Origin of the sequence: Chryseoglobus sp. 28M-23 (genome assembly GCF_014789785.1) — a bacterium.
Classification (GTDB): domain Bacteria; phylum Actinomycetota; class Actinomycetes; order Actinomycetales; family Microbacteriaceae; genus Microcella; species Microcella indica.
In genome coordinates this window covers 933,318-947,627 of record NZ_CP061846.1, presented here as the reverse complement: position 1 = coordinate 947,627, position 14,310 = coordinate 933,318, and the positions used below count along the sequence as shown (strand labels likewise).

Annotated in this window: 8 protein-coding genes; all 8 read right to left on the bottom strand. The window is 72.1% G+C overall.

Features of this window, described 5'->3' with window-relative positions:
- Nucleotides 1–47: 47 nt before the first annotated feature.
- From IE160_RS04645 to IE160_RS04610, 8 genes are read right to left on the bottom strand one after another with little or no spacing between them, the layout of a single operon-like run.
- Nucleotides 48–854 (bottom strand): zinc-ribbon domain-containing protein, encoded by an 807-nt coding sequence (locus IE160_RS04645; RefSeq protein WP_191151779.1) that lies wholly within the window; start codon nucleotides 852–854, stop codon nucleotides 48–50.
- A complete protein-coding gene (locus IE160_RS04640; RefSeq protein ID WP_191151778.1) occupies nucleotides 851–3,148 on the bottom strand; it encodes a transglutaminase-like domain-containing protein in 2,298 nt (765 codons plus the stop codon). The genes IE160_RS04645 and IE160_RS04640 overlap by 4 nt, the downstream gene beginning before the upstream one ends.
- A complete protein-coding gene (locus IE160_RS04635; RefSeq protein ID WP_224744578.1) occupies nucleotides 3,145–4,542 on the bottom strand; it encodes a DUF58 domain-containing protein in 1,398 nt (465 codons plus the stop codon). The genes IE160_RS04640 and IE160_RS04635 overlap by 4 nt, the downstream gene beginning before the upstream one ends.
- The gene (locus IE160_RS04630; RefSeq protein WP_179873542.1) at nucleotides 4,539–5,507 is read right to left on the bottom strand and encodes an AAA family ATPase; all 969 of its coding nucleotides are present in this window, start codon (nucleotides 5,505–5,507) and stop codon (nucleotides 4,539–4,541) included. Before IE160_RS04630 ends, IE160_RS04635 begins: the two co-directional genes overlap by 4 nt.
- Complete coding sequence (locus tag IE160_RS04625) at nucleotides 5,504–11,413, bottom strand: Ig-like domain-containing protein (protein WP_191151777.1); 5,910 nt, start codon at nucleotides 11,411–11,413, stop codon at nucleotides 5,504–5,506. Before IE160_RS04625 ends, IE160_RS04630 begins: the two co-directional genes overlap by 4 nt.
- Nucleotides 11,414–11,420: 7 nt before the next feature.
- Nucleotides 11,421–12,818, bottom strand: a complete 1,398-nt coding sequence (locus tag IE160_RS04620) for a serine/threonine-protein kinase (protein ID WP_179873540.1) — start codon at nucleotides 12,816–12,818, stop codon at nucleotides 11,421–11,423.
- Nucleotides 12,819–12,864: 46 nt separating this feature from the next.
- Nucleotides 12,865–13,671 (bottom strand): PP2C family protein-serine/threonine phosphatase, encoded by an 807-nt coding sequence (locus tag IE160_RS04615; RefSeq protein ID WP_224744577.1) that lies wholly within the window; start codon nucleotides 13,669–13,671, stop codon nucleotides 12,865–12,867.
- A 40-nt stretch (nucleotides 13,672–13,711) separates the two neighbouring features.
- Nucleotides 13,712–14,308 carry an FHA domain-containing protein gene (locus IE160_RS04610; RefSeq protein ID WP_179873538.1) on the bottom strand — a complete coding sequence of 199 codons (597 nt, stop codon included), beginning with the start codon at nucleotides 14,306–14,308 and terminating at the stop codon, nucleotides 13,712–13,714.
- Between the last annotated feature and the right edge of the window lie 2 nt (nucleotides 14,309–14,310).

Genomic DNA, 14,310 nt, shown 5'->3' with positions numbered 1-14,310 from the left:
CATCTCGTGGTCTCGGACGAGGTGAGGAAGGGTGGGGAGGAGTCTGCTCAGCTCACCACGACGAACTGCTCGCCGATATCGATGCGGGTGCCGCGCACGATGCGGTAGCGGCGGCCGGGCTCGCACAGTCGCGGCGCGGCTCCCGGCTCCCGGATGACCGAGCCGTTGCCCGAGTGACGGTCGCTGAACCAGAAGGTGCCATGCTCGTGCCCGAACTCGAAGTGCGTCTTCGAGACAGAACGGCCCGGGTCTAGGATCGTCACGAGGTGGTCGACGAACTCGCCCGGCTCGGCGCGCGGATGCCGCCCGGCCAGCCCCGAACCCGTGACCGTGACGCTCTCCCCCGTGCTGAACTGCAGCACGAAGCGGTGCCCCTCCGCGGTGCGCGGCACCATGCGCGTCGCCTCGGTGTCCTCCTCCGGTGCGAGCTCCGGTTCGGGCTCCAGTTCGGGCTCCGGTTCGAGCTCCCGCCCGGACTCCGCTGCAGGCTCGGAGGGCGCCGCCGGCTCGGGCGGCGCCGCCGGCTCGGGAGGCGGGAAGCTCATCGGCTCGATAACGCGTGTGCGCGAGGCGAGAGAGGTGCCGCACTCGGCGCAGTAGAGGTCCTCCGGCTCTGCAGGGGTGCCGCACCGGGAGCATCGTTCGTGAGACTCCTCGAGGAAGGATGGGGAATCCGGCTCCGACGCGGGCTCCGGCTCCGGCTCCGGCTCCGGGCGAGCCTCCTCGCGCTGCGGCGCGGGCGGGATGGTGGGGCGCACGAGGGGCGGCGGCTGGGCGGCCGTGACCGAGCGGCCGCACTCGCCGCAGAACATCGCGATGGGCGGCAGCGCCGCGCCGCAGTGCTGGCACGTCACGGCTCTCGAACCCCCGCCTCGACCCGCATGCGGTCAGGATACCGCCGCAGGGAGCGCGTGGAGAGCGCCGCCCCCCAGCGCTGCCGCCGCGTGAGCGGCTGCAGCAGCGACGCCCGTACTCCGTCGGCGGCGGCCCAGACGCGGTCCGCCTCCTCGTGGTCAGGCTCATCGGGCGCGTAGACCGCGCGATCGGCGACGCGCGCGAGCACGAGCGCTTGCGGTCGGCCGATGACGCCGGCGACCTCGCGCCGGGTGCCCGTGGCGGGAAGGGCGAGGCCGAGGTCGCGCGCCGTGTCCGTCACGTCGCGCCACCCCCCGAGGATGCGCAGCGCGGGATCGCCCTGCCGCCGGCGCCGCAGACGCCGGCGCCGCTTGAGCAGTGCGATGGCGATGAGGGGCGAGGCGAGCAGGCCCAGGGCGAGTGCGAGGGGCCCGAGCACGCGGAGCACGGCGAGCACCGTCGCCCAGAACGGATCGAGCTGCTCGTCGTCGCTCTGCTCGATCTCCGGCGGCGCTTGGTCCTCGATCGCAGGCGGCTCCTCGACGGGAGGCTGCGCGGGGTTCTGCGGTCGCACGACGGGCACGGGCTCCTCGGGCTCGACCGGGGGCAGCTCGCGCCGCTCGGAGACGACGTCGACGGCCTGCCAGCCCGCGTTCGTGGAGACCTCGATCCATGCCGTGCGATCACTCGCGAGCAGGGTCGTCGGGCCGGCTTGAGCGAGCGGGCCGTAGCCGAGCACGATGCGCGAGGGGAATCCCAGCTCGCGGGCGATGAGCGCCGCCGCCGCGGCGTACTGCTCGGCATCGCCGACGATGGGCGCGCTGCCGATGAAGTCCTCGAGCCGCGCGAGTGAATGCCCCGGGCGGCTCGGCGCCTCGTCCTCGTCGACGCCGTGGGAGAGATACCCTTCCTCGCGCAGCCTCTCGAGCGCCGTCTCGAGCTGCGCTCCCGGCTCGTCGATGCCCTCGGTCACCTCGGCCACCCAGTCGGCGAGGGCCTCGGGCACCTGCGCGATGCCCGGTACGGCCGCGGGTCCCGGTGCCGCGGCGCGCAGTCCCGCAGCGGACTCCGTCGCGTCGAGCACCACGTCGAGCTCGTACGTGAGACCGGTCGGAGCCCCGCCCACGAGGGCCGCGGTGCCCGTCGTCGCGTTGTACACGAAGCTGTCGCGAAGGTCGTCGGCGTCGTCGGCGAGGATGCGCACGGCCGCGACCTGACCCAGGGTGGGCAACCAGACCCCGTGGTCTCGCTCGAGGGTGAGGGTCACCGTCGTGCGCTCACCGGGCAGGATGTCGGGCGGGCGCTCGGTCGGGATGCGCACGAAGCTGCCCGAGGCAGAGTCGACCGCGTCGCTGCCGACGGCGAAGACGACGCCGTCGTAGCTGTCGAGAGCGGCGATGCGGATGCGCGCGCCCGCGGGTGCACCCTCCACGCGCAGCGCCGGCAGCTCCGCCACGGCCGGGTCGAACACCGCACGATAGGCCGCGAGGGGGCTCGGTTGCTCGAGCGGCGAGAAGGGACGCTCAGCGGACGTGCGCAGCACCGTGCGGTTCTCGGGAGGGGCGATGAGGCCGGCGACGGCCGCGCCGGCGACCCCTGCGAGGAGGAGGAGCGCGGTCGCCGCAGCAAGGGTGCGGGCTCCGGCGCCGCGGGTCTCGACGGCGGAGGCCGCGAGCTCGTCCCGGCGGCGGTGGCGCGCCCGCGCCGCCATCCAGAGCAGGAGCGTCGTCGAGAGGGCGATGGTCGTGCTGATGGGCAGCAGCGGTGACTGCGGGCCGATCGCGATCACGATGAGGTACCCGACGATGGGCACGAGGGCGGCGAGCGCGGGGCGGCGGCCGCGTAGTGCGACGAGGAGCGTCAGGAGGGGGCCGACGAGGAGCAGCACGAGGGCGGGGACGAGCAGGGCCTCGTAGGCGCCCACGGGCAGGTCGATCGTCACGAGCTGCCGCCACCCGAGCACGACGCCGGCGAAGAGCTCGGCGAGCCCCTGCGGTTCGGGCAGCACCCCGTACACCGTGCGCCCCGGCACCGCGAGCGGCACCCCCACGACGGTGAACACCGCGACGGTCGCGCCGAGCACTCCCCAGGCCGGCCACCGGCCGAGCGTCGAGGCGAGGGCGATCGTCGTGGCGGCCGTGATCGCGATGACGGCCAGGGTCACGAGCTCGCCGGAGCGGTAGAGGGGCCAAAGGGCGACCGTGATGATCGCCCAGGCGAGCACCGTGAAGATCGCCGCACTCACGAGGACCGCCGGACGCGGCATGGCCGGGGTCGGGCGCGTGGCCGTCACGAGTCTCCACCCCGCATGGCGTGGCGCAGGTCGTTCAGCGAGCCGAGCGTGAGCACCGTGAACGCTCCGAGTCGACGACGACCGGGCACATGATCGGGGTCGCACTGGAGCGCGACGACCTCCACTGCCGGCGGGAAGCTCGCCGCCGCGGTGCGCAGTCGCGATGCGGTGACGGTCGAGCCGACGACGAGGAACGCGACGGAGATGCCGCGCGCGCTCTCGCCCGCGAGCCGAGAGGTGTCGAGGATTCCGAGCGCCGAGGGGCTGTGCTCGACGACGGCGAGGGAGTCGAGCAGGCGGTTCGGCGTGAGGGTCGGAAGGGTGTCGACGGCGAGCACCGCGCGCTTGGCGAACTCGGGAGTGATCGCGCTCACCACGACGGAGACTTCGCGCGCATCGCGGATGGCGCGAGCACCGAGGCTGCCCGTGACGCTGACGGCGAGTTCGAACTCGGCGTCGGAGCCGAAGTCGATGCTGGCGATGCTCAGCGCCACCACGAGGTGGCTGCGCCTGGTCTGCTCGAACTGCCGCACCATGAAGGTGCCCGTCTTCGCCGTCGACTTCCAGTGGATGTGTCGGCGCTCGTCGCCGGGCACGTACTCACGCAGCGCATGGAAGGCGAGGTCGCTCGACGTCAGATCGCGCGTCGGTTGGCCTTCGAGGTCGCGCACGAGCCCGCTCGAGGTGGAGGGGATGTCGATCGTGCGAGGGTGCACGACGAATTCCGCCGCCTCCGTCCAGAGCCGCTCGCGCCGAACGAGGCCGATGGGGTCGGCGCGCACCGTGCGCACCGGGCCGAGAGTGAGCCGCCCGCGGCGGTCGGTGGGGATGTCGACGCTGCGCAGGGCCTGCCCGTGCGAGGGAAGACCGGGCACGGGCACCGGGATGACGGAGGTGCCGACGGGCAGGTCGACGATCGTGCCGAAGGAGCGCCGCGCGCTGTCATTGCGCACCAGGATGCCTGCCTGCGCCGGATCGCCGACGGCGACGCGCTGAGGTGGAGGGGTGAGCGCGACCGTCCATCGACGACTGCCGACGACGTAGAGAAGTGCGACGAGCGCGAGCGAGGCGCCGACGACACCCGCTACGACGAGCTCCTGCCAGCCCCAGGCATAGCCCCCGAGCAGCGCGAGCGGAACGAGCGCGGCAACGACCCAGCCGAGCGGCGTGACGACGGAGGACGTCGCGGCGATCGCCCGCGAGACACCGGCGCGCGCCGTGCGCCATACCCGCACGATGGCCACGACGGCATCCGCCGCGGGGCCCGTGCGAGCGCCGACGATGCGCGTGCGGGCCGTCGTGACCGTGGCACCGAGCGAGTGCTCCTCGGGCCCGCGGCGGCCGGGCTCCGAGCTGCGGCCGCGCGAGTGCCGCACGGAGGGAGGGGACGTCACACGGCGATCCGCTCGCTCGGCGGCGGCGTCTCGACGAGCACCTCGCTGATCACCGCGGAGGGGGTCACGCCATCGAACTCCGACTCGGGGTCGAGACCGAGACGGTGCGCGAGCACAGGCTCCGCGAGCGCCTTGACGTCGTCGGGGATGACGTAGTGGCGCCCCTCGGTCGCCGCGAAGGTCTTCGCGCAGCGCACGAGAGCGAGTGCGCCGCGCACGCTCGCGCCGAGACGCACGTCGTCGTGCGCGCGCGTCGCCTCGACGAGGCGTGCGACGTAGTCGGTGATCGTCGGGTCGACGTGCACGGTGCGCGCCACGGAGATGAGGTCGCGTACGGTCTCCAGTTCGACGACGGGGTCGACGACGAGCGCTCGAGGGCCGCCTGCGCCTTCGAGGATGCGCACGGTCGCCGCGTGGTCGGGGTAGCCGATCGCGGTCTTCATGAGGAACCGATCGAGCTGAGCTTCGGGGAGGCGGTAGGTACCGGCCTGCTCGATGGGGTTCTGGGTGGCGATGACGAGGAAGGGAGCTTCGACGTCGTGCGAGACGCCGTCGATCGTGACCTGGCCCTCCTCCATGACCTCGAGCAGCGCTGACTGCGTCTTGGGGCTCGCTCGGTTGATCTCGTCGGCGAGCACGATCGTCGCGAACACCGGGCCGCGGTGGAAGCTGAAGTCGCCGCTGCGCTGGTCGAACACCGTGATGCCCGTGATATCGCCGGGCAGGAGGTCCGGGGTGAACTGCACGCGCGTCGTCGTGCCTCGCACGCTCTGCGCGAGCGCCCTCGCGAGCGAGGTCTTCCCCGTGCCGGGTACATCCTCGAGCAGCAGGTGGCCTTCGCTGAGCATCGCCGTGAGGCTCAAGCGAATCACGTAGCTCTTGCCGAGAACCGCTCTCTCGACGTTCGCGATGACGCGCTCGGTGATGTCGGCGAACCAGCGCGCCTGCTCGGCGGTCATCGTCATGGCCTGTACTCCCGGGTGTAGATGGTGGAACCGACGGTCACGGTGATGACCAGTCTGGGGTCGTCGGGTGCCGCAGCCGTGATGGTGCACTGGCCCGGCGCGTCGGGGTCGGTCGTGACCTCACCGCCCAGGCACTCGTACTGCACCGCCGTGTACGCGGCACCGGGCGTGATCGTCGACCAGGTGACGTCGACGCTGCGGTCGGGCGGTCCGGTCGAGATATCGGCGAACTCCGCGGTCGCGTCGATGCGCACCGCGGTCTCGAGCGGCACGGCCTCCGACCACTCGCCGCACACGGTGATCTCGGGGTACACCCGGCACCCGCTGAACTGCACCTGCAGCACGGCGCCGTAGTGGGTCGACCCCGCGGTCAGCGCGATCGGCAATTCGAGAGGAGCCGACTCCGCCGGATCGACGCCCTCGCCCACGAGTCGATAGCGCACGCGGTCGACGGGATCGCCGCCCTCGGTCGTCACGCCCGTCACGCGGGAGTTCCACCGACCGGTGTCGGTCTCGACGCCCGGAGTGATCGATGCGGCGACCACTTGCGAGGGCGTGGCGCGCGGCACGGCCGTGACCTCGACGCTCGCCGTGCATCCCTGCCCGTTGTAGGCGTAGACGACCGCACGGTACTCGGTGCCGGCGGAGAGGCCCGTGAAGACCGTCGAGCTGGTGCCGGCATCGAGCACGCGCACACCGGCTGGAGCACTGTGGCTCGGCGAGCCCTCGGAGACCCCCGTGACGGTGCAGGCAGGTGCGGAGCCCGAGTCGTCGAGCCACACGTAGTAGGCCTGCACGCTGCGACCGTTGCCCGCGAACGCCGAGGGCCAGGCGACCGTCACCTCGTGGTCGTCGATACCCATGCCCGAGGTCGATCCCGAGGCCGTCGGTGCCGCGGTCGGGATCGGCGGCCCGGCCGGAGTGCCGGTCGTCTGCGCCGAGTTCCAGCTCGTGAGGGCGCCGAAGGCGTCGTTGCGTGCGCTCACGCTCACGCTGTAGGACGTTCCGTTGGCGAGTGCGCCCGCGTCCACGACGTTGAGCCAGTACTCGGTGCCGACCGCGTCCGAGGCCGACACCGTCTGCGTGCGCGACACGGAGCCCACGGTGATGCGGTAGCTGCGAATGGGGGAGGCCCCCGCGCTCTGGTCTGGCTTGGTCCAGCCGATGCGCAGGCCGCCGTCGAGCGGCGCGACGCCGAGGAGCGAGGGGGCAGGCGGCACGAGATCCGACCACACCGGGTCGGCGAGGGAGGTCGGGTCGGAGTCGCCCTGCGCGTTGACCGCGACGACGCTCACGCGCACTCGGTTCGACGAGCCGTTGCCCTCCGTCGGCACCGTGCACGGCGAGGTCGCGCACGTCACCACGGTCGATGAGCCGGACTCGACGGTCGTCACGGTCGCCTCGAAGCCCTCGATGGGTGCGTTGTTGGATGATCCCGGCGACCACGCGAGCGTGAGCTGCCGGTCGCCGTAGCTCTGCACGCGGAGGTTCGTCACGGGGTCGGGCACATCCTGCACCGAGATGCGCACCGACCCCCACACGTAGCGCTCCGGGTCATCGGTGACGTCGGCGACCTGGTACTCGAGGTTGGTGTCGATGGGCGCGGCAGAGTCGCCGACCGTGACGGCGAGACTCTGACCGTCGTTGACCGGCTCGATCTGCACGCCGGCAGGCAGACCGCCGTCGAGGCCGCGCACGCCCACCACGCGCAGCGGCTGCCCGGGGAACGGATTCGTCGCCTGGTCGTTCGCGAGCACGTCGATGATGGTGGTCTCGCCTCGTGGCGCGATGGCCGCATCGGTCGCGGGGGCGGCGAGGGGGCGCGTGGAGGGCACGACGCTCACCTGGATGCGCCCCGGGGTTCCCGGCGCGGCATCATCGCGCACACTGAGCGTGACCCCGGTCGTGGTGCCGCGAGGCGTGCTCGCCGGCACGCTCACGCGCAGCCGCTGCCCGAGCAGGTCGGCCTCGAGTCCCGGCGTCGGGCCGTCGATGATGTCGTAGGCGAGCTCGTCGATGTCGTCGGGGTACGGGTAGCTCGTGACCCGGACGAGGTCGAGCTCGGCCTCCTGGCCAGGCTCGAGCTCGATGCTCGCGCCCACGAGGACGGGCGGCTGGTTCTCGCGCGGCGTGACCGTGATGGGCAGCACGATCGTCGCGACGCGCCCGTCGGGGTCGGTCGCCGAGTCGCCGTCGGTGACCTCGAACGACAGCGAGGCGGGGCCGAAGTACAGGTCGGAGGAGGTGAACCGCAGCGTGTCCTCGTCGACGACCGGGTCCTCCCCGTTGGAGCGCGAGGCCTGCACGGTCGCGGTGTCGGTGAGACGCACGGGCTGCCCGCCGACCGCGATCACGTAGTCGTTGATGTCGATGAGGATCGACTCCTCGCTCACGACCTCGATGCGCTCGGCGCGCCGGTCGAGCTGCGGGAGCGCGTCGTCGGTGCCCGGCACCCACACGAAGGCGGTCGAGCGCACGGCGGGGTCGTCGGGGTGCACCACCTGGAACGGGATGATCTGCCGCTCCTCCCGCACCTCGACGAGGATGCGGCGGTCGGGCTGGATGACCGCTCCCGCCTCGTATCCCGGCACGAGCTCGAGACCGAGGTCGGCGGTCTCCCCCTCGGAGAAGAAGACGCGCGCGAGCACGTCGACGGCCACGGACTCCTGCTCGAGGATGTCGGTCAGGGAGAGCACGGTGTCGCGCGCGACGGGCGGCGTGAGCGGGGCATCCGGATCGACCGTGACCGTCACGAAGGCCTGCGAGCGGCCCGCGAGCGGGTTCTCGATCGTGTAGACGAGGCCGTAGGTCCCCTGCGCTGTAGGCGGCGTGACGCGCACGAAGCGCCCCTCGACGACCTCGGCGTCGAGCGCGGGGTCGTTGGGCTCGACACCGACGACCGCGAGCGGCGAGCCGTCAGGATCGGTGTCGTTGTCGAGTACGGGCACGAGCACCGTCACGCCGGGGCGCACGACGACCGCATCGTCGTTGGCGACGGGGTTGCGGGCCCCCTCGAGCCGCGGGCTGATGCCGACCCGGATCGTGCCGCTCGCCCGAGCGCCGAGCGCGTCGACGACGGTGTACCGGAAGCTGTCGGTGCCCGCGGAGTAGCTGCCGGCCTCGTAGTCGATGTAGTCCTGCCCGCTCTCGACGATCGAGCCGCGCTCGGGACTCGTCTCGGGGCCGATCAGCTGCACCGAGTCGCCATCCGGGTCCATCGTGTCGACGGGGATGCGGATGCGGACGGTGTCGCCCGCGATGACGCGCGCGGTCACCGTGCTCGTGACGGGAGCCTCGTTGGTGGCCTCGTTCGCCTCCCGCACTCGGATGCTGACGGTCGCCTGCGCGCGCTCCTGACCGAGCGGGCCGAGCACCTCGTACACGGCGGTGAAGTCGCCGGGCTGGTCGGGAGCGAGGTAGCGGAGCCGGTCGCCCGCGACGAACAGCAGGCCCGATTCGCCGTCGAGGCCGCTGATGAGGTCGGGGGCGAGCGTGATGGGCTCATTGTCGGGATGCTCGTCGTTGTCGAGCACGGGAATCGACACCGCGTCGCCGACGCGCACCGAGATGCTGTCGTCGACCGCGATCGGGGGCTGCTGGCGGTCGGGGCGGGGAATCTCGATGACCGTGATCGTGCCGACCGACTCTGAGGCGCCGTTGCTGATGCGATAGCGGATGCTCTGCGGCGTGTCGAGCGGACGCGTGAGGGTGACGCGCACGTCGCGCTGGTCGATGATCTCGGCACGGATGCCCGACCCGGAGGGCACGTCGACGATGCCCGTGACGATGAGGACGCCGCCCGTCGGGTCGATGTCGGTCGTCGCGACGGCGACCGTGCTGTTGCTGAGGGTGCGCACGAAGGCGGTCTTCGGAACGGTGATGGGCGCTGAGCCTGATTCGGGCGGCGCGGCGACGTCGATGCGCACGAGCCCCGTCGCCGTCGTCGCGCCGTCGGTGACCACGTACTCGAGGTAGTGGGTGCGCACCTCGGTGCTGCGGAACCGGAAGGTGCCGCGGTCGAGGCTCGTCGTGATCGTCGCGCCCGCCTTGTCGGGCACCGCGCTGAGCCGGATGGTGCCGGAGCCTCCTCGCACGTGGATGAGAGGCTCGACGCGCACCTCCTGATCGGCGTACGCGAGCACCATGAAGGGCTCCGCGATGATGGGCACCTGACCGGAGGGGCGCACCGTCACCGCGAGCTCGCCCGAGCTCGACGCAGTGCCGTCGGAGACGGAGAGCGCGACCGCGCGCACCTCGCCGGCCCCGCCCGCCTCCGAGAAGGTCACCCGGCCGTCCGGCCGGAAGGTCGCCGTGTCGGGAGCGAGTGCGAAGGCCGACTCGAGGTAGATCGGGTCGCCGTCCGGGTCGTACCATTCCCCGAGCACGGCCGCGGTCGTCGTGCCCCCTTGCGCGACGGTCGTGCGGGAGGCACGCACCTGCACGGGCGGAGCGTTCTGATCCGGAGACCGCACGCTGACCGTCACTCGCGCCGAGTCGGCGCCGCCGCGGCCGTCGGTGATCGTGTAGTCGAACTCGATCTGCCCCGCGGCCGAGGGCTCGAGGGTGAGTTGGAGCTGCTGCCCCTCCGATACGAGATCGATGCGCCCGATGCCCGGCTCGATCGGCGTGACGGCGCTGATCGCGAGGACGTCGCCGTTCGGGTCGCTGTCGTTGAGCAGAACCGGCAGCACGGTCGAGCGTCCGGGGCGGGCCCCGAACTCGTCGTCCACGGCGACGGGCGGAGCCTGCACGCGCTCGAGCTCCGGGGGCACATCGAGGTCGTCGAGCTGCTCTTCGCGCTCGTCCTCGTCCTGCACGATGAGCTCGTCCCAGTTGTCGATGAGCGCGCCGTTCGACTGCACCGCCCACGCCGAGCCGGAGGCCGCGTCGCTCAGCACGAGACGGTCGTCGCGCACCTCGAACCGCAGCAAGGCGGCGGGGCTCATCCCCTGCAGGGCGAGCGCATCGGCCACCGAGCCGCAGCGCCGCCAGGCGCTGCCATCCGTCCACGCGGCATAGGAGCACTCGCCCACCCTCACGGGCGAGGCAGGAGCACCGGATCGGTCGGCCGCGAGCGAGCGCGACTCGCCCGAGTCGAGCAGCACCTCGACCAGGCCGCCGTCGTGCGCGAGCAGAAGCCCCGGGCCCTGCGGCGTCGGCGCCGGCAGTGCGAGGGTCGACCCCGGCGGCACGACGCCATCGAGAGGGATGCGGCGATCCGCCGTGATGAGCACCCGCTCGTCGCGATCCAGCACGACCCACGAGTCTCCGACGATCGTGATCGCGGCGTCAGCGGATGCGTCGATGTCGATCGCCCAGGTCTGCTCGACCCGATCGGTGCGATCGGGCAGAAGGCGGTAGACCTCTCCCGCCTCCGGAGCCACGACGACGACGCCGTACCCCTCCTCCTCGGCGAGCGCCGATCCAGCGCCGAACACGAACGACGCGCTCGAGGCGGCATCGAACTCGTCGAAGCCGAGGCGGGGAACGACCCAGGTCTCCCCGGTGCTCGCACTGTGCACGACCATGGATTCCGCGACCGCGCGCACCGAGGCGCCGTCCGGCGGCAGCGGCACCGTCTCGCGCACCTCGGACCTGGCGACGTCGAGGATGTCGGCCGTCGCGTTCACCGCGTCCACGACGATCACCTCGTCGTCGTCCTGCAGGATGTCGAGCTGCGACCCGCCGCTCTCGACGACGGAGTCGAGAAGGCCGATCTGCAGGTTGGCGCGACCCACCGTCTGGCGCTCACCGCTCGCGATCCACAGAGAGCCGTCGTCGAGGTCGACGCGCTGGGTCTCGAAACCGGGGGCGATGACGGCGAGCGTCGCGACGAGCGCGGCGACGAGGGATGCGCCGACCCCGGTGATGAGGGTCGAGCGTCGAACCGGCACTCTCAGTCGCATGGGGTGATCACTCCGCGACCGCGCACTTCTCGTCGCTCGGCGCGCCCACGCGCCCCTCGCGCGCGACGCTCACGGTGACGCACACGGTGTCGCCCTCGACGACGGCGACCGCGAACTCGGCGGTGCGCTGCAGGGTCGTGGCACCACCGTCGACCCGCACCTGATACGCGTCTCCCTCGGACAGGCCCGGGTCGTTCCAGGAGAAGATGATGGTCGACCCCGAGCGCTCTGCCTCGACGTTGCTCACCCGCGGCAGACCGCCGTCGGCAGCCTGGAGCGCCGAGAGCGTCGCGGTGGCGCCGAGGCCGACCACGACGATCGCGATGACGAGCAGCGCCGCCGCGATCATGCGCGACTGGCGCGCGCGCCGTGCCCCCGCGGTGCGCGGTGAGGCGCCTTCCGGCTCGGAGACGGCTGCGGCGACAGCTCGACGCCGACGCAGGCGGCGACCGCGCGTACCCCCGGCAGGCTTGCCCGCCGCCGCTCGCACGATCGTGCGGTCATGGGGGTTGCCCGCACTCGCGATCGCCCAGTCATCCATCGCGACGTCGGCCTGCGTGGGCGTGAGACCGAGCTCCGCCTCGATGCGCTGGAGGTCGCGCACGAGCTCCAGCACGGTCGAGTGGCGTCGCGCCGGGGCCCGGTTCATCGCGCGCCGCAGCACTGCCTCGAGCGACTCCGGCACGTCGTCGCGGTCGAGGGCGGGCACGCGTGCCCGACTGATGCGACCGATGAGAGCCTCGGAGGCGTTCGAGCCGTCCACGACCTCGAAGGGCGAGCGGCCCGCCAGGAGCGTGTAGAGCGTCGCGGCGAGCGACCAGACCTCGCTCTGCACCGAGCCGGTCGTCTCGTCGAGCAGCACCTCGGGAGCCGACCATGGAATCGACATTCCCACGCTCTCCTGCGTGGAGGCGGCGCTGAGCGAGGAGGCGATGCCGAAGTCGCTCAGCACGGGGTGGCCGTAGGCGGTGAGCATGATGTTGGAGGGCTTGATGTCGCGGTGCAGGACGCCCTGGCGATGCGCGGTCTCGATCGCGCCGCCGATGCGCACCCCGATGCCGAGCACCTCGGCCACGGGAATGCGCTCGGCGCGATACCGGGTGGCGAGCTGCGCCGAGCACAGCTCCATGACGAGGTACGGCCGGCCGTCGGCGGAGATGCTGGCCTGGTAGACGGTGAGGATGCTCGGGTGGCTCGAGAGCTGCGCCATGAGGTTCGCCTCGACCTGGAACATCTGCCGCACATGCTCCGTCACGACGTCCGAGAGCAGCACCTTCACGGCGACCTGCCTCCTGGGCATGTTCTGCTCGTACAGGAAGACGTCGGCGAAGCCACCCGAGCCGAGTACGCGCACGTGGCTGAACCCGGGCAGGATCGGAGGGTCGGACGGTCGACGTCGAACCATGACTACCCCCTCCCCAGACGGCCCTCGCCGCAGTACGGCGCGTACGTCAGTCTAGGGATTCCGACGGGGATGACGTCGGAGCGTGCACGACGTCGATGACGATGATGGTGATGTTGTCCCGTCCGCCCTGCGCGAGTGCGGCATCCAGGAGCGCGTTGGCGGTCTCGCGGGCGCTCAGGCGTGCGGCGAGGTGCAGGCGGATCCGCTCGGCGGGAAGCTCCTTCGTGAGCCCGTCAGAGCACAGCAGGAGCCGCAGGCCCGGCGCGAGGGGCACGGTCGTGAGATCGGCCTCCGGTTCGAGGGAGAAGCCGACGGCGCGCGTGATGACGTTAGATTCGGGATGCGCCTCGGCGTCCGCCGCGAGAATCTGCCCGGCGTCCACGAGCTCCTGCACGACCGAGTGATCGCGCGTGACCTGCGTGAGTTCATTGCCCTGGAAGCGGTAGACGCGCGAGTCGCCGACGTTGAAGACGCGGAACACCGCGCCGCCGTCGAGCACATCGAGACCGGCGCCCGTGACGGTCGTGCCGATGCCGCGCTCCTCCTCGTCGAGGTGGTGGATGTCCCACGTCGCGAGGTGCAGCGCCTGCTGCACGCGCTCGATGCCCACGAAGTCGCCCTCGACGCACGCCTGCAGCCGACGCACGACGGCGTCGCTCGCCCGGTCGCCGTGCGAGTGGCCGCCCATGCCGTCCGCGACGGCGAAGAGCGGCACATCGGCGAGATAGCTGTCTTCGTTGGCCGCTCGCCGGTAGCCCGTGTGGGTCACACCGTGCCAGGAGAGCTCGACCGTTCCACCGTGGCCGGGCAGGGCCACGGTGTGGCGCACGCTGCTGCGTCCGAGGGCGGTCACGGGTACTCCGGTCGATCGAGGGTGCTGGCGCCGCGCGGCGTCAGGGAGTCGCCGCGGCCACGAAGTCGACGACGACGGCATCGCCGATCGCGACGACGGCGTCGGGCAGGACGACACTCGTCTCGCCCGGGCGGAGCCGGCGCACCGGCCCCTCCGACCAGTGTACGTCGATGCCGTTCGTCGAACCGAGGTCGGTCACGACGAGGGTGTCGCCGAGCTGCTCAATGCGGGCGTGGCGCGCCGAGACATCCCGGTGCTCCGCCGGGATCTGCACGCGACGAGGCTGCGGAATCTCGTCGATGCGTGCCGCGCTCGGGTGACGACCGATGATCGCCGGTCGGTCGAGGGGGATCGTGAGGTCGGTGCCGCGGATGCGCACCGCCCAGATCGTGGGCGTGCGCTCGGGCTCGGGTCCGGCGGGCTCGGGCGGGAGATCGTGAGAGGGCAGAGGTGCGGTCGGCGCCGGCGAGGAGAGCATCGATCGGTCGCGGGCCGGGGCGTGCGGCTGGATGAGCCCGATCACGGTGTCCTCGACGTCGGCGACGGGATGCTCCGCGGCTGCGCCTCCCGCTCCGAGTGCTGGGGGGCGCTCCCGCAGGACGGTGTCCTCGTCCTCGGGCTCGATCGTGGACGCCACGG